Annotated in this window: 16 protein-coding genes; 5 read left to right on the forward strand and 11 right to left on the reverse strand. The window is 36.9% G+C overall.

From position 1 onward, the window contains the following. Positions 1 to 19 precede the first annotated feature (19 nt). The 9 genes from ACIQ2D_RS06545 to ACIQ2D_RS06585 all read right to left on the reverse strand — a co-directional run bounded on the left by ACIQ2D_RS06545 (position 20) and on the right by ACIQ2D_RS06585 (position 7379). A complete protein-coding gene (locus ACIQ2D_RS06545; RefSeq protein ID WP_402861217.1) occupies positions 20 to 520 on the reverse strand; it encodes a flagellar protein FlgN in 501 nt (166 codons plus the stop codon). A 27-nt stretch (positions 521 to 547) separates the two neighbouring features. Next, entirely contained in the window at positions 548 to 808 is a 261-nt protein-coding gene (flgM, locus tag ACIQ2D_RS06550) for a flagellar biosynthesis anti-sigma factor FlgM (RefSeq protein WP_402861220.1), read from the reverse strand. 120 nt (positions 809 to 928) lie between these two features. Beyond that, on the reverse strand, positions 929 to 1345 hold the full coding sequence (locus ACIQ2D_RS06555; protein WP_402861223.1) for a TIGR03826 family flagellar region protein: 417 nt from the start codon (positions 1343 to 1345) through the stop codon (positions 929 to 931). Between the two features lie 104 nt (positions 1346 to 1449). Further along, the gene (locus ACIQ2D_RS06560) at positions 1450 to 2046 is read right to left on the reverse strand and encodes a ComF family protein (RefSeq protein WP_402861226.1); all 597 of its coding nucleotides are present in this window, start codon (positions 2044 to 2046) and stop codon (positions 1450 to 1452) included. After that, on the reverse strand, positions 2043 to 3434 hold the full coding sequence (locus ACIQ2D_RS06565) for an ATP-dependent helicase ComFA (protein WP_402861229.1): 1392 nt from the start codon (positions 3432 to 3434) through the stop codon (positions 2043 to 2045). Before ACIQ2D_RS06565 ends, ACIQ2D_RS06560 begins: the two co-directional genes overlap by 4 nt. A gap of 223 nt (positions 3435 to 3657) precedes the next feature. Beyond that, complete coding sequence (locus ACIQ2D_RS06570; RefSeq protein ID WP_402861232.1) at positions 3658 to 4500, reverse strand: DegV family protein; 843 nt, start codon at positions 4498 to 4500, stop codon at positions 3658 to 3660. Between the two features lie 248 nt (positions 4501 to 4748). Beyond that, entirely contained in the window at positions 4749 to 5294 is a 546-nt protein-coding gene (locus tag ACIQ2D_RS06575; protein WP_402861235.1) for a DUF3225 domain-containing protein, read from the reverse strand. A gap of 224 nt (positions 5295 to 5518) precedes the next feature. Then, positions 5519 to 6193, reverse strand: a complete 675-nt coding sequence (locus tag ACIQ2D_RS06580) for a response regulator (protein WP_402861238.1) — start codon at positions 6191 to 6193, stop codon at positions 5519 to 5521. A 37-nt stretch (positions 6194 to 6230) separates the two neighbouring features. Next, positions 6231 to 7379 carry a sensor histidine kinase gene (locus ACIQ2D_RS06585; RefSeq protein WP_402861241.1) on the reverse strand — a complete coding sequence of 383 codons (1149 nt, stop codon included), beginning with the start codon at positions 7377 to 7379 and terminating at the stop codon, positions 6231 to 6233. Between the two features lie 173 nt (positions 7380 to 7552). Here ACIQ2D_RS06585 and ACIQ2D_RS06590 point away from each other — a divergent pair, with 173 nt between their 5' ends. Both ACIQ2D_RS06590 and ACIQ2D_RS06595 read left to right on the forward strand, forming a co-directional pair. Beyond that, positions 7553 to 8188 carry a YigZ family protein gene (locus ACIQ2D_RS06590; protein ID WP_402861244.1) on the forward strand — a complete coding sequence of 212 codons (636 nt, stop codon included), beginning with the start codon at positions 7553 to 7555 and terminating at the stop codon, positions 8186 to 8188. A gap of 112 nt (positions 8189 to 8300) precedes the next feature. After that, positions 8301 to 9359, forward strand: coding sequence for an LCP family protein (locus tag ACIQ2D_RS06595; RefSeq protein ID WP_402861247.1), 1059 nt, complete (start codon positions 8301 to 8303; stop codon positions 9357 to 9359). A 236-nt stretch (positions 9360 to 9595) separates the two neighbouring features. Here ACIQ2D_RS06595 and ACIQ2D_RS06600 read toward each other — a convergent pair whose 3' ends face one another. Then, on the reverse strand, positions 9596 to 10672 hold the full coding sequence (locus ACIQ2D_RS06600; RefSeq protein ID WP_402861250.1) for a glycosyltransferase family 4 protein: 1077 nt from the start codon (positions 10670 to 10672) through the stop codon (positions 9596 to 9598). A gap of 224 nt (positions 10673 to 10896) precedes the next feature. On the opposite strand from ACIQ2D_RS06600, the gene secA2 reads away from it, so the two are divergent. Continuing rightward, entirely contained in the window at positions 10897 to 13263 is a 2367-nt protein-coding gene (secA2, locus tag ACIQ2D_RS06605; RefSeq protein ID WP_402861253.1) for an accessory Sec system translocase SecA2, read from the forward strand. Beyond that, positions 13263 to 14165 carry an accessory Sec system S-layer assembly protein gene (locus tag ACIQ2D_RS06610; protein WP_402861256.1) on the forward strand — a complete coding sequence of 301 codons (903 nt, stop codon included), beginning with the start codon at positions 13263 to 13265 and terminating at the stop codon, positions 14163 to 14165. The genes secA2 and ACIQ2D_RS06610 overlap by 1 nt, the downstream gene beginning before the upstream one ends. 386 nt (positions 14166 to 14551) lie before the next feature. On the opposite strand, the gene ACIQ2D_RS06615 is transcribed toward ACIQ2D_RS06610, so the two are convergent. Further along, on the reverse strand, positions 14552 to 15424 hold the full coding sequence (locus tag ACIQ2D_RS06615) for a C40 family peptidase (protein WP_402861259.1): 873 nt from the start codon (positions 15422 to 15424) through the stop codon (positions 14552 to 14554). 251 nt (positions 15425 to 15675) lie between these two features. On the opposite strand from ACIQ2D_RS06615, the gene brnQ reads away from it, so the two are divergent. After that, a complete protein-coding gene (gene brnQ, locus ACIQ2D_RS06620; RefSeq protein WP_402861262.1) occupies positions 15676 to 16992 on the forward strand; it encodes a branched-chain amino acid transport system II carrier protein in 1317 nt (438 codons plus the stop codon). Positions 16993 to 17058 lie beyond the last annotated feature (66 nt).

Here is a 17058-nt window from a genome sequence, read left to right on the forward strand (position 1 = left end):
TTTTGCGCAGGTGCAAAACCTATGCTTGTGAGTCAAAGTATGTTTTTTTGGCGATTGTGTTTGTGCCTCGTACCTCATTGCCAGAGTAATTGATTTGGCCTGGTTGAGGACGTAACATATCGAGAGTGAGATTGACGAATTGTAATGATTGGAAAATAAGCTTTTGATTGAGATCATTTTGCTTACGTAAATCGTCTATAATAAGTAATAAACGATTACGTACTTTTTCTAACTTTTCCTTATCAGTATCATTGTCAGCAACTTTGATGACATCGGCGACAGTCATTTTGTCAGCGGGGGCAAATCCTTTTGCTCCAAGGTATTCCGTTACCAGTAACTGACGCTGTTGCTCGAGCTTATCAATCGCTGCTACGTGCGCCTGCTCATCCTTGAGCATTTGGTCGAGTGCTTCCGTATTGTTCGTTTTTAAAAGCTCTGTTTTTTTAAAAGAAAGCTCTAGTAAGCTTTTGTGCATTCTTTCTAATTTTTCTAGTGTTGCATAGATGTTTTCTACAGACATACTGTCAGGCACCCTTTCTGTCGTTCTTTAGAAACGATAATATTTCAGCATATCTTCTGCGACTTTACGTGCATTTACTTTGTATTCACCTGAATCTAAATCTGCTTTTAACTGTTGCACACGTTCTGCACGTTCTGTACTATAAGTAGTCACGCCTTGCATGTTTTGTGCCGCTTTTGAAATTTCAATTTTGTCGGCAAATGATGCTTTATTGTCTGCTGATTTTACATTACGAACTTGATTTTTGTAGGCATTAACAGCGTTAACACCGTAAGTTGTAATTTTCATTGGTACTCTTCCCCCTATCTAAAAAGCTTATCTATCTATTATTTCGGACTGTACTAAACAATGTTAAGTTTTTCAAAATAAAAAGTGTGCTAATCCTTTTTCAATTAGCACACCGGCATATTAATTGTTTTTACGATCTGCATGATACGTGGCACGATCACGTTGCTGTACACTGTCACGGAATTCCTTTGCAGCATCAAACGTACGAAGTTCTTTTTTCAATTCATCCTGACATTTAGAACACAGTTTGCCCTTTGTCGTTAGATGACCACAGTTATCACATGGGTAACCCAAATTAGGAAACATTGCTGGCTGTAATCGACCTTTACGCACCCATCTGTATAATAAATCTTCGTCAGCTCCAGTTGCTTCTACTATTCGCTCAACCGTCGCTGCACGATTTTCACGCTTACGTAAAAAGCGATAAACTATTTGATATAAATCTTCTTCTGATTGTGCACATTTGTGACATACTTCTCTTAATCCTGTGTAATTAAAAAATTCATTACATTTTGGACAATTACGAACTTCTGCCATTTCAATTGCCTCCCCTTTGAATCCTATACATTAAATATAATTAACTAGTTTATACGCCAAATCAATATTCTCTCGTACATATTATACATGATGCTTTTGTAAATTCATCCACTGATTAACGTAAAAATACGAACGTTTTTTGCACCTGCTTCTTTCAAAATCGTTCTTGCATGTTGCAAAGTCGTACCTGTTGTTTTTATATCGTCAAATATCAAATATTCTTTATATTCAACTGTAGAATCATTACGTAGCCTAAATAATGGAGCTGTTTGTAAACGTTCTTTCCTCGTTTTAGAACTTTGTCTTTCTATCGTAGTTTTTTCTAACAGTTGAGTATAGGGGATTTGTGCTGCCTTTAATAGTTCATCCATATGCGCAAAAGTGCGTTCCTTTTGCTTTTCCACATGCATCGGGATAGGGATAATCGTTGCTTTTTCGTGTTTAAATAGTTTGTGAAGTTCCTGTCTAAACACCTTTGCGAGCGCAACATCTTGGAGAAATTTGTATTGGTGAAGGAAATCTTTCATGGCATCATTATAACGATAGAGGGATGTGCTTTCTAGCGAGGAATTTCGTTCGAATTTCGCTAAACAATTTTCACAAATACTTGGTGGAAATTGCTTGGATAAGAGTGTTTTCCATGAAGAGTTAGTTTGTAAAGGTCTCGAGCACAGTAAACAATGTGTCTCATTTTTATTCACGTTGAAAACCCCTCCTTATTACTGTGTAAAATAGTCGCTTTAGCCTCGTCCATTTCAACTGTAATGCCATGATGAAAAAATACAACATCTCCATCTGCATACGCTTGGTTTCGACCTACTCTTCCAGCTATTTGAATAAGTGCACTAGCCGTAAATATGGCCGATTCAGCTCCTACCACAGCAACTTGAACATTTTTAATCGTAATACCTCTTTCTAAAATAGTTGTTGTTAGCAAACCTGGGATTTCCTCATTTCGAAGTTTAAGTACTTTTTCTTTTCTTTCAGGGTCTTCTGCATGTACCGCTAAAATGTCAGGATGGATAGCTTGGAAAAGAGGTGTAACAACATCCATTAATGCTACTTTCGGTAAAAAAATAAGAAATGGTTCTTGTCGAGCGAGTCGCTCTTCTGTCCAACGCAAAAGTTTAATTGGGATTTTCCCTTTTTTAAATTTATTTTCATAGCTCCATAATGAACTGTAACGAGGCACAGGTAATGGATGGTTATGATAACGTTTCGGAATAAAGGAATATCCATCCTTTTTGTATTGTTGTAGTAACTTTTGTGAGGGGGTTGCGGTCACAAAGACAATAGGGGCTTCTTGCTTTTTTGCTATCTGGACGGCCGTCTGAAGTGTTTTGTCGAAGGTGTAAGGAAAAGCATCTGCCTCGTCTACAATGATCAGATCAAAGGCTTGTTGAAATCGGTACAATTGATGAGTCGTTGCCATAATAAGCTGAGCGTAGCCTGCTTGTTTTGGTGCCCCACCATATAATGCATGGATATTCGTGTTCGGAAAAACAGATTGAAAACGAGGAAATAGTTCGAGTACAACGTCTGTTCTTGGCGTCGCAATGCACACGCGTAATCCCTTCTCCAGCGCATAGTGAACAGATTGAAAAAGAATTTCAGTTTTTCCAGCCCCACATACCGCATTTATCAAATGGCTACGCTTGCGTTTCACACTTTCTAACATTTCTTCCGCAGCTTGTTGTTGCAGAGGTGTAAATCGACCTGTCCATTCAAATGAGTGTCGCCTTTGCTTGCACACTTTCGGCCCTCGCCAAACTAGTAATTTTGTACAACAACTAATCCGCCCCATATTCAAGCAATGTCTACAATAGACGCAGATTTTTTGACATTTTGAACAGTCAAAGTACGTAAATTGCTGTAAGTTATCATTGTAACATCGCATGCATTTTAGGGAGGGCTGTTGCTGGATACCTTCTATTACTTGAAAATAGTTATGTTGAATCGCTCGTTTAATTTCCATCTTTGTAAAAGATGTATATTCCTTTAGCCAAATTCGTCCCTCGTGAAAATCTCGCAATTGTGGATTCATAATCCAGCCTTTATATGATTTATACTTAGCTTTTTCTCTTTTCATCATTTCCTCCTTTTTCTGACTCATCATCATAACTTGGGGTTGATTTCCGCTCCGCCTGGGCGCTTTCCGGGGGGCGTCTAGCCTCCACTCCAATCAATAGGTACTTTAATAATATATCTCCATCGACTGTTGGTATTGAACCCTCTTTCAGCGCTTTTTCAAAGTATACGAAATAAAAAAACAGCCTCTACAAAATATGTAGAGACTTCGACAAAATTATTATTTACTGCTTCGTCCAACCAAGCCCCATAGCACCTTCACCTAAGTGTGTACCAATGACTGGTCCAAAATAGCTCAGTTTAAAATTAACGTTTGGGTAGTTTGCTGCAAGTTGTGCCATCCATGCCTCTGCCTCTGTTTCGCAGTTCCCATGAATCACAACGGCATCCATCGCCTCAAATTTACTAGCATCTGCTGCTAATAATTCTTCCGCTCGTTTCAATGCCTTCTTACGTGTACGAATTTTTTCAAACGGCACAATTACCTTATCTACAAAATGTAATACAGGCTTTACCTGTAATAGACCGCCGATTAATGCCGCCGCTGAAGACAAACGACCGCCACGTTGCAAGTGAGCCAAGTCATCTACAATGAAGTAAGCACGAACGTATTGCTGCATGTCTGCTAATGCATCCATTATTTCTTTTGCTGTTGCGCCCTCTGCAGCCATCTCAGCTGCACGTAATACATAAAAGCCTTGCACGGCGCAAGAAATTTCACTATCAAATGTGTATACATCAATGCCTTCGACCATTTCTCCGGCTTGGACCGCTCCTTGATATGTACCACTTATACCACTTGATAAGTGAATAGATACCACCTCATCATAGTCCTTGCTGAGCTCCTCATATAAAGCTACAAACTCGCCTATTGGTGGTTGCGTTGTTTTTGGAAATTCCTTAGCACCACGTACTTTATCGTAAAATTCGGATGCCGTAATATCTACTTCTTCTGCAAATAATTCTCCAGCTATGTTTACACTTAAAGGAATCATGCGAATATTTAAGCGTGATCGTTCCTCTGGTGTTGTATATGCGGTACTGTCTGTGACGACTGCCGTTCTCATGAATTTCCACTCTCCTATGTCTCATAGTTTACCGTATAAAGAAATGAATGTGAAACGAAATCTTACTTTCATCTCACATTCATTCACTATGTATTGAAGAAAGCATTAGAACTCTTAAAATAAAAGTGCTCTTTCAACTTTCACCCGAATTATCGAAGCAATTTCAAGAGGCTGTTGCTTTATCTAGACATCGATTAAAACTAAAACTTTCTAGTTTTTATAAAAATGGGTAATCCCTTCTTATGTGATTAATTACCTGTACTAGATTTTGAGTCATCTCCGATATAAAAGACACTCGTCACTTTCCAAGCATCATCTTCCTTTACAAAAACCGTAACTTGACGACCAGCACTTTCATGCTCAACATTCGTTTCTAATTGCAATGAATGCATCGACATATTTGCATAAACCTGCGCTTCATTTTTGCTATATTTAGCGATTGTTACATTTTCAACCTCACGTTTAATATTAAATTTCTCAAAAACTTCAGCTGCATAATCATGTTCTTCCTCATACTTAAAGCCCTTTGGATTCTTTGATACGGTATGCATATAACGATTGATTTCTTCTGCATTTAATGCCGCAATATATTCGTCAAATGCTGCTAAAATCGCCCGTTCTTCGTCAGCCGGTACATTTTCTGCTTTTTCTACTTCGCCGCCGTTCATTTCAAAGCCAACTGTACCATCATCAATAGCTTGTTGTCCTTCTTTGTTACTTAACTCATTCTCTTTATTACCACAGGCAGTTAACATCAATAAAGTTAAAACCGCCAGTATACTTTTTTTCAACATTTCAAAACCTCCCGCGCAATATTGTAGCATATAAACAAGTAATAATCTTTAGTAGGAATTTAGTTGCGCATTTCTATTTTTTACATTATATCCTTCTTTATGACGCTCTAAAAAGAAATTTGTTGCGCAGTTATTTAATTTTCAATACAATAAAAAACTGTCTTAAAAGCTACTCTATGCTAGAGTAGCTTTTAAAAACAGCTTTTATTCATGCCATATGCAATTTATCGTACTTCAACCCAACCATTTTTGATGGCTGTCACAACAGCTTGTGTACGGTCATTTACATTCATTTTTTGTAAAATGCTAGATACGTGGTTTTTCACTGTTTTTTCTGAAATGAATAGTGTCTCACCAATTGTACGATTTGATTGACCATCTGTTAATAACTGTAACACTTCACACTCACGTTTCGTTAATAAATGGAACGGTCTGCGAATTTCTGTTTGATGGAAGTTTCCTTTGTTTTCATGTTCAGAAAGACGACGGAATTCTGCCACTAAATTTTTTGTTACTTTTGGATGTAAATAAGAACCGCCATTTGCTACGACCTTAATCGCTTCTACGATTTCATCTGCATCCATTTCTTTTAGCATATAACCTAAAGCACCTGATTTTAAAGCATGCGTTACATATGTTTCATCATCATGTATCGACAACATAATAACTTTTGCATCTGAAAATTCACTGATTAAATCTGCTGTTGCTTCCACACCGTTTTTACGTGGCATATTAATATCCATTAACACCACATCTGGTCTGTTCTCAGCATATAAACTCACTACATCTGTGCCATCATCACCTTCAGCAACAACATCAAATGTATCTTCAAAATCTAAAATACGTTTTACTCCTTCACGGAATAGTTGGTGATCATCTACAATAATAATTTTAGTCATAAGTCTTTTACCCCCTAAATTTCTGCAACAAATTAATTCACACTGTTTCTAACGGAATTTTAAATAATACCGTTGTACCTCTATTAACTTCACTTTGAATAGACATCTTACCATGTAGTAAATCAATACGCTCTCGCATGCCTATAATACCAAAAGAGCTGTCTTTGACAACTTGAGGATCAAACCCAATACCATCATCTTTGATAACAATATTGACAGCATCCTTTAACCATTCAAGCTTGACCCAAATATCTTTTGATTCCCCATGCTTCATCGCGTTCGTCACACTTTCCTGTACAAGTCGGAAAATGGATACCTCATAGTTCGATGGAATACGCTTCTCTGTACTTCTTGATTGAAAATGAATCGACACCTCTGGATTATATTCAGTCACTGTCGATAAATATTTTTTAAGCGTTGGTATAATTCCTAAATCATCGAGTGCCATTGGACGTAAATCGTAAATAATTCGGCGTACTTCTGATAGTGCATTACGCACCGTTTTCTTCAAATCTGTAATTTCTGCAATGGCTTGTTCAATACCTTTTTCACGATACGTTCTTTCGATTAAATCCGTACGCATCAATACATTCGCCATCATTTGTGCAGGGCCATCGTGTATTTCTCGTGACAACCGTTTACGTTCTTCTTCTTGTGCTGAAATAATACGAATACCAAAATCCTGTTTTTGTTTTGCTTGTTCTAACGCTAAACCAACATGTTTCAAATCTGAAGTTAAATAATTTAAAACAACATTTACTTGATTTACAATATGATCAGCGCGTTCGATAGTATCCAGCAAACCTTTTAATCTTCTTTCCAAATCATCTCTCTTATCACGTAACTGCTTTTCCTCTGTTTTAATAACCGAGAGCTTCACTTGAAAATCATTGGCTGTTTCATATGCATCTCTTACTTGTTCTTCGGTATAATTATTAAAAGCTTTACTAACTAAGACGAGTCTTTGTTTAGCAAGTTGCGTGTTTTTCTCTAGTGCATCGCCTTCATCGATGACAACAGATATTTGTTTCCGAACAATTTCTAACTCTTTTTGCATATCTTCGAAGCTTCTACGGCTTTGTTCGCTTATAATGAAGATATCATCTTTAGAGCTCATAATTGTTTCTAACATTCGATTGAATACGCCATCAAGCGACTTTAGATCGAAAGTTTCAGTTGAAAACATAATGTATTCTCCAGTCTTTTTACCTTATTGTTTCAAAAAAAAATAACCAATTGCTTTTCATTCTATGTAAATTTAATAGGCTATTCTTATTATAGCACCTCAAACATAAAAATTAATATTTTTTCTTTACTAAATAAATAAATTCCTATTTATCCCACAGGAGGCTTACTCATATGAGAGAAAATTATCTAACAGTTAAAGGTTACGGTGAAAGTGAAATCATAATTTCCAAGTCGCGCTTCCTTACCTATATAGAGCGTGCAGAAACGGAAGAAGATGCGCTCATTTTTATTGAACGCATTAAAAAGATGCACCATCAGGCAACACATAATTGCTCTGCCTATATAATTGGTGAACACGATCATATTCAAAAAGCAAATGACGATGGGGAACCTAGTGGTACGGCTGGCGTCCCTATGCTAGAAGTGTTAAAAAAACAAGGGTTAAAAGATACGGTCGTTGTCGTCACTCGCTACTTCGGTGGCATTAAACTTGGCGGCGGCGGTCTTATTCGTGCGTATGGCAAAGCAACAACTGAAGGCCTACTCGCTGCACAAGTGGTCGAACGGAAATTACATCATTCTATGAAAATTGCCATTGACTATACATGGCTTGGAAAAGTTGAAAATGAAATTCGAGGTTCTGACTATACATTAGAGGACATTCGCTATTTAGAAGGAGTTGAAATCATTGTGTCTGTATTAAAAGAGCATGAAGATGAGTTTCGGAATTGGATAACTGAAATGACGAATGGACAGGCAATAGTCTCTTTTGAGCACGCACATTTTATCGAATTTAATGTAAAATAGACAATATTGATTGTCGAATATAGAACTAACATAGTATAATTTTAATATTGAACTATTTTTAAAGTAATATCTATTCAAGATCCCCCAAACTTAGAGGAGAATAACTACTAATATGAAAAAATTAAATACAAAAAAGAGGAAGTCTTCTAAATTTTCATTAACAATAAAAATTACGCTACTACTTGCTGCCAGTTTACTTATCTGTGCCACAGCTTATGGAGTATATATAACAAAACAAGCTGAGTATGCAGCAAATGAAGCCCATGAAGTTTTAGAAGGCCGAAATGTTTCAACACAACGTGAAGAAAAAGTAGAGGCAGTCAATGATAATGTATCTATTTTATTTGTTGGGGTGGATGATAGTGAAAATCGCGGACAAGGTTCTGAAAACTCTCGTTCCGATGCACTCATTTTAGCAACATTAAATAATACGACAAAAACAATTAAAATGCTTAGTATCCCACGTGATTCGTATGTCTATATTCCACAAGCTGAACGCAAAGATAAAATAAATCACGCACATGCTATTGGAGGAACACTCGCAACAATTGAAACAGTAGAAGAACTGTTTGATATTCCGATAAATTATTATGTTCGTATGAACTTTAATGCCTTTATCGATGTAGTCGATGCGCTTGGTGGTATCGAAGCAGAGGTTCCATATGCACTTCATGAAAAAGATGAATTTGATCGTAATACGGTGAATCTTCAACCAGGTTTACAGCAGTTGAATGGCCGTCAAGCACTAGCACTTGCTCGTACACGTAAGCAAGATAACGATATCGAACGCGGTAAACGTCAGCAAGAAATTTTAACAGCTATCATTAAAAAAGTCACTTCAGTTGGATCAATTACTAAATATGACGATGTCATCAAAGCTGTCGGTAATAATATGAAAACAGATATGACCTTCGATGAAATGAAGTCATTCCTTTCATATTTATCACAAGGTATGCCACGCATTGATTCTTTAACATTAGATGGATACGATGATATGTCTACAGGTGTATACTACTATCAACTAGATGAAAATTCAGTCGAAGAAGTGACAAACACACTAAAAAGTCATCTTGGATTAAAGGAATCATCTTCAAGTTTAACAAACGTGAAAACAGGTATTGATAATACGGCTACTGAAGATGACTCTTTAGCGAAAGAACCAACACAATAAACTTAAAATACCTCTCCTATTAATTGTAGGAGAGGCATTTTTTATTCAATGATAAAGCTATAAATACCGATACTCTCACGTCGAATGCTGATAAATGGCTATGAGTGCTGATTTCTTCACAGCGAACGCTGATAAAAGCTTACGAGTGCTGATTTCCTCTCAGTGAACACTGTACATATCGCCTGTATAAACAAAAAGAAGTTATCATGCATCTATACATGATAACTTCTTTTGTTTTATTTATTAAATATTCGTACGAAATTCAACAGTGGTTTGTAGTTTTTACCTGCCAAACCAATTATCTCAACGAAAATTTCTACGGCCACTAGAATGACTGTAATCAGTAAGATAGCACCCCATAATTTTGCCATTGAGAAGATGATTGCTGCTAATCCGAACATCATTGCAATACCATAAATAATGAGTACCGTTTGACGATGTGTAAAGCCCATATCGAGTAAACGGTGATGTAAATGTGATTTATCTGGATCTGACCATTTTTTCTTCATACGAACACGACGAACGATTGCAAATAATGTATCAGAAATCGGTACACCTAGCATAATAACTGGGATAATTAATGAAAAAAATGTTACGTTTTTAAAGCCGAGTAATGCTAATACGGAAATCATAAACCCAAGGAATAATGCACCCGTATCCCCCATAAAAATCTTCGCTGGGTGGAAATTATAAAACAAGAAGCCTATTGTCGCTACTGCTAAAACTGCAGCAATAGCTAATACGAACATATTGCTCATAATAAATGCCATTCCGGCCAATGTAATAAGTGCGATCGATGAAACACCGGCTGCTAGTCCATCCAACCCATCAATTAAATTAATGGCATTTGTGATACCTACAATCCAAAGAATTGTTAAAGGAATACTTAAAAGGCCAAAATTCAATTCACCGACGAATGGTAAGGTAATAAATTCAATTTGAATTCCGCCAACAAAAATAACAATGAGTGCTGCCACAAGTTGACCAAGCATTTTCGCCTTTGCTGATATTTCACGCATATCATCAACGACACCTGTTGCCACGATAATACATGCTCCAATAATAATTGCTACTAAAAGATATTTACCAGTATTTTGTGGTTGTGGAATACTTATTAAAAATGGATATAAAATACCTACACCTATTAAAAACGCAAGAAAAATCGCCAGACCTCCAAGTCGTGGCATAATTCGTGCATGGACTTTTCGATAATTCGGTGCATCAACAGCACCTATTCTGAACGCTAAGCGTTTAACTAGTGGAGTTAACAAAATGGAAGCAACAAATGCTGCTATTAAAGACACGTAGAGCATGTCTCTCCTCCTCAAAAATAATGATATGCAATTCAAGCCACTCTGATTATAGCACGAACTAATGCTGAAATATACTCTTTCTGTCCAAATCCAACATTTTTCTATTGGAGTATTTACCTATATTATATCTCCTTTATCTTGTAAGAAATGTAGTCAGTATACATAAAATTTGATAGAATAATGAAGTGTCTAACCACTAGACAACATTAAAGGAGCGTAAATTCATGTTCTCAATTTTCAAACGTAATAGTGAGCAAACTAGTGCTCGTCAATTAAAACGCTACTACAAAATAGTAGACCAAATTAACAGTCTTGAAGAAAATTATGTAAATAAGTCAGATGCTGAGCTAAAAGCTATGACTTTTGTTTTCAAGGAGCGATTGGAGCAAGGTGAACCAATCACTTCTATTATCCCAGAAGCATTTGCTGTTGTACGCGAAGCTTCAAAACGTGTATTAGGCATGCGCCATTTTGATGTGCAGCTAATAGGTGGTCTTGTATTAACAGAAGGAAATATCGCCGAAATGCCTACAGGTGAAGGAAAAACACTTGTTGCATCTCTGCCATCTTACGTACGCGCACTTGAAGGTAAAGGTGTACACGTTATTACGGTAAATGACTATCTTGCAAAACGTGACTACGAACTTGTTGGTCAAATCCACCGCTTCCTTGGTTTATCAGTTGGACTAAATGTACCGATGATGGAACCTGATGCAAAAAAAGAAGCTTATAATGCGGATATTACGTACGGTGTCGGTACTGAGTTTGGATTCGACTACCTTCGTGACAATATGGCGCACAGCTTAGCAGATAAAGTACAACGTGCTTATCACTTCGCAATTATCGATGAAGTCGATAGTGTATTAATCGATGAAGCGAAAACGCCACTGATCATCGCTGGTAAAATGGCGGCGAACGAAGAGCTACACCGTATTGCAGCCATGCTCGCAAAACGCTTTAAAGCGGAAGAAGATTATGATTTCGACGATGAAACAAAAGCGACTTCACTCACTGATCAAGGTATTGAAAAAGTAGAAGCAGCCTTCAACGTAGACAACCTATATGACCTTGAACATCAAACACTGTATCATTACGTCATTCAAGCGGTACGTGCGCACGTCATGTTCAAACGCGACGTGGATTACATCGTAAAAGAGGACAAAATCGAGCTTGTCGATATGTTCACAGGTCGTATTTTAGAAGGTCGTTCCCTTTCTGATGGTTTACACCAAGCCATTGAAGCAAAAGAAGGTGTGACGATTACTGAAGAAAACAAAGCACAAGCGCAAATCACAATTCAGAACTACTTCCGTATGTATCCGAAACTGTCTGGGATGACGGGTACTGCCAAAACTCAAGAAAAAGAAATTCGTGAAGTATATGGCATGGACGTTATTCAAATTCCAACGAACCGCGTACGCCAACGTACAGACCAACCTGATTTGGTTTTTAAAACACAAGAAGCGAAATACAAATACGTAGCGGCCGAAGTCAAAAAACGCCATGAAAAAGGGCAACCTGTATTAGTAGGTACTACTTCAATCCTGCAATCGGAAACAGTTGCTGATTACTTGAAGAAAGAAGGCCTAAAGTTCCAACTACTAAATGCTAAAACAGTAGAACAAGAAGTAGAGCTTATTTCTGAAGCAGGTCAAAAAGGGCGCATTACAGTTGCGACAAATATGGCCGGGCGCGGTACTGATATCGTATTAGGTGAAGAAGTTCATGAACTTGGTGGTCTGTATGTAATAGGTACAGAAAAACACGAAAGCCGTCGTGTTGATAATCAGCTACGCGGTCGTTCTGGGCGTCAAGGTGACGTTGGTGAAAGTCGTTTCATCCTGTCTATTGAAGATGATATGTTCCGTCGGTATGCAAAAGAAGATGTAGAGAAATTTACAACGAAAATGATTGTCGATGAAAACGACATCATTCAAAATAAAGAAGTACAAGAATTAATCGATCGTACACAACGTATCGTCGAAGGCTCGCAATACGGTATGCGGGAATACAATTTAAAATTAGACGACGTCATCAATGACCAGCGTTCTGTAATTTACGGTCTACGTGATAAAATTTTACTTGGTGATGATCTAATGGATCATTTGAAGCAAATGTTCTATGAAACAGTTGATTTCGCAGTTCGTGATGCAGCGCCTGATGAATTACCTTTCGTAGAGTGGGACTATGATGGTATGGAACAAGCTTTAAACAGCCTCTTCCTTTCTCCTGTAACTGTGGATAGAGAAGTCGGTAAAGTAACTGCAATATTAGACTCATTACAAGATGCAGTTGATGAGTTAACAACAAAAATGGAAAAATTCGCAGAGAATGATCGTGTCATTGCGGTAATTCCACAAGTAATGCTAAGCTACTTGGATAGTGGATGGGTCAAACACTTAGAAGCTATGGCTCACTTAAAAGAGGGTATCGGCTTACGTCATTACCAACAAGAAGATCCAATGCGTATTTATCAACGCGAAGGACTCGAATTGTTCGGTAAAAATTTCCAAGAATTACGTCGTGCAATTATTATTGAAATTACAGGCTTCATGAAAATGGTTGAAGCTGAACAGGAGGACCAACAATAATGGGTTTATTTTCATTCTTTAAAAAAACAGACAAAGTTGGACAAGAAAATACAATTGATTCTCAAGACTTATTAGGCAATGTGACATCTGATTCTCAAAATGATAACAGTAACGTTGTAACAAAATTATCATTCCACCCTGATTGGAATGTGCCACAAGAACAAAAATACATTTTCAACTTCCTTGCTAATGAGTTAGAACCATTAAAACCTAACCAATTATCACTTTCTTCGATTAGTATTGAAGAAGATGCTCGCTCTAGTAAATGGTTGGTACGTGCATTCTTCCGTTCTTCACTAGCTGAAGCGATTGAGCTAGGCGAAATCGAGCTATTTATCATGGATAAAAATGATGAGCTTGTCGCTTCGAAAAAATTCGACTTCAAAGCACTTGGCACAATTCCTGCCGAAAGTGCCCGCCCTTGGGTATTTGAATTTGAAAAATCAACTTTAATAACTAAAGAAATTCCTGAAGAAGGCTGGAAAATTGCATTTAACTTAGTGTCATTACGTGGTCACCAATTAGAATTGGATGCAACATGGGAAGAGCAATTACCAGAGGAACAAAAAGAAGAGCTTGCAAAAATCGTCAAAACTTTACCTGAATTAGGAGAAACAGAAGTAAACTTTACAGGTCTACAAGCTAAATTCGCTAATGATGGCAGTTTAAATGTTTCTATCTTTATTCGTAACGGCCATAACAAAGCTATTAATCTTGAACAATTACCTTTAGAAATTATCGATGCTAGAGATAAACAAATTGCGAAGGGCTCATTTAAAATGGATCCTATCTTAACTGTTCAACCTAACTCAACTAAACCATGGACGTTCATTTTCCCTCCAACATTAGTAAATCCAAAAGGTGCAGACCTTTCACGTTGGACAGCACGCGTTACACAATAATAATTTAAGTAACAAAGTCCATAAAATGAATTTTAGCCATTGTGGAAACGATTAATCGTTTCCACAATGGCTTTTTCTTCGGTGCCGTTATTTTCCGTTCCGGCGGACGCTTTCGCCCCAAGGAGTCGCCGCCTGCACTCCAATCAACTAGTTTTATCAATTTTTCTAAGTGCTTCATTCTTTAGGATTCATACCCACCCCTGAACAAAGAAAACCAACACTTTCTGTTCAAAATCGAACAAAAAGTGTTGGTTTTTACTTTTGAAGAACATTACATTTTAAAAAAGTTTTTAGTGCCCTCCTATGCAGAAAGAATTTAGCTGTCTATCTAATAATTATTTGGCCGTTTACTAGATTCTAAATTTCTCACATAAGCATCTTTATTATTAATAGGAAGGAATATCATTGAAACGTTTATAAGCTACTAATCTCGATGACCAATAAGAGTTAGTTACATCAGAGACTTCTACACCAACAGTACCTGCATGAATGAATTTGTTATTTCCTATATAAATACCCATATGTGAAATCCCAGCCTTATACGTATTTTCAAAGAAAACAAGATCACCTGCTAAAGGATTATTCACCTTCGTTGTTTTTCCGAAAAAGTAGCCTTCACTGCTATCCCGAGCAATTTTCAGACCCCCCTGATTGAATGCATAATAAATAAATCCACTACAATCTAAACCTATAGGCGAATTTCCGCCATATAAATATGGAGTTCCGATTAATGTATTAGCTACGTCAATTGTTTTATTATATATAGCTTGCCCGTTTGCAGTAGGGTTTTTTGATATAACTTGCGAGAGCGCATCTTCATAAGTTGGTAGATTTGTATATATCTCGTCTTTTTCACTTTCTATTACAACGGGATTAACCTTTAAGGCTTGTCCGATATAAATATTATCGGTTGTTAGAGCATTCCACTCTTTAATCTCTTTTAACGTCACATTATATTGGCGCGCGATTTTTGATAGTGTATCACCTTTCGCAACCGTATGTGTGACAACGGTTGGCTTTGGTACTTCGACAGGAGCATGTAACTCTACTTGTAGCTTTTGCGAAACAAATATCGTATCCTTCGATAAATTGTTCCATTTTTTTATATCTGCAATTGTTACTTGATGTGTTTGGGCAATTTTGGATAAGGTATCACCTTTCTGCACTATGTATGTTGCTGCATCTGCTGTCTGAATTGCGAAAAATGAAATTGCAATAGTACCCAAGGTGAATATTCCCCATTTTTTTGACTTTTGCATATCCAATTGCCTCCGTTCATGTTAGAATGTTTAATTGTATGTCTATCATACTAGATATTATAGCATTTATATATCGGAAATACTGACTATTTTCTGAACATTATAGCAACTCATATAAAATGCTATGATTTGCTACTAGATTACGATAGTAATTTAATTGTATAATTAATAATAATATGATAACATACACATCTGTATTTAAAATTATTTGAAAGTTTCATCTTTTCAATTTAAAGGAGTTTCTATTTTCTATGAAAAACATCATGTGCTTCATCAAAGAGAATCTAGCAGTTGGCTTATTGCTTTTTGCCTTGTTCCTTGGAGCAGGAAACATTATCTTCCCACCACTACTTGGTCAACAAGCCGGCGAAAATATGGTCCCGGCAATGTTTGGTTTCTTAATAACTGGTGTAGGTTTACCGCTACTCGCCATTGTTGCTGTGGCAAAAGCAGGAGGCGATTTACAACTTCTTGCGAATCGTGTGGGACCTATTTTCGGCATAGTTTTTACTTCAATTGTTTATTTAGCTATTGGGCCATTTTTCGCAGTACCTCGTACAGGCTCTGTGTCCTATGAAATCGGCATTGCACCTTTCCTATCAGAGGCAACAGCCAATCACTGGGCACCATTATTCATTACTTCTGTACTATTTTATATGTTAATTCTTTACTTAGCTCTGAACCCAAAAAAACTTGTCGATCGTGTTGGTAAACTTTTGACACCTATTCTTTTACTTGTAATAGTAGTATTAGCTGTCAAGAGCTTCGTGACACCAATGGGCAATCCTGGTGATGCAATTGGTAACTATGTTACAGCACCATTCTCTGAAGGTTTCATTCAAGGCTATTTAACAATGGATGTATTAGGTGCACTTGTTTTTGGAATTGTTATTTTACAAGCATTACGCGGTATGGGCATGCATGATCCTAAAAAACAAGTGAAAACTACAATTTTTGCAGGTGTTGTAGCAGCAATTGGGTTAGCATTTGTTTATATATCTCTTGGTCAAATCGGTAATACTAGTATAGATGTAATTGGTGCTTCTGATAATGGTGGTATTATCATTGCTAAATCAGCAGCTGTGTTATTTGGTAATCTTGGTAGCATTATTTTATCAGTTACTATTTTACTCGCTTGTATTTCTACAGCAGTAGGTCTATTAAGTGCCAATGCGCAATATTTTAACCGATTATTCCCTAAAATATCTTATAAAACATATATTATTGTTTTCACGATTTTCAGTTTAATCATTACTAATTTTGGACTATCAACTCTTATTAATACTTCGCTTCCAGTTTTATTAATCATCTATCCACTTGCGATGGTATTAATGGTATTATCTCTTGCAGATAACTTTTTCAAAGGTGGACGTATCGTCTATATTTTAGCGTTAATCCCTACATTCTTTGTGAGTATATATGATGGATTAAAACAGCTGAATGTCCAAATTCCGCTTTATGAGAATTTGTTGAATACACTACCATTTCATGAGCAAAGTCTTGGTTGGCTTATTCCAGCAATAGTCGGAGCAGCAATCGGTATTGTCATTCATAAATTGTCCAAATAGAGGACATCATAAGAGACACGTAAACCTTTATCGGTAGCGTGTCTTTTTTGTATTCGCTGTATTTCA

Source organism: Lysinibacillus sp. NPDC097287 (assembly GCF_044761695.1).
Taxonomy (GTDB): domain Bacteria; phylum Bacillota; class Bacilli; order Bacillales_A; family Planococcaceae; genus Lysinibacillus.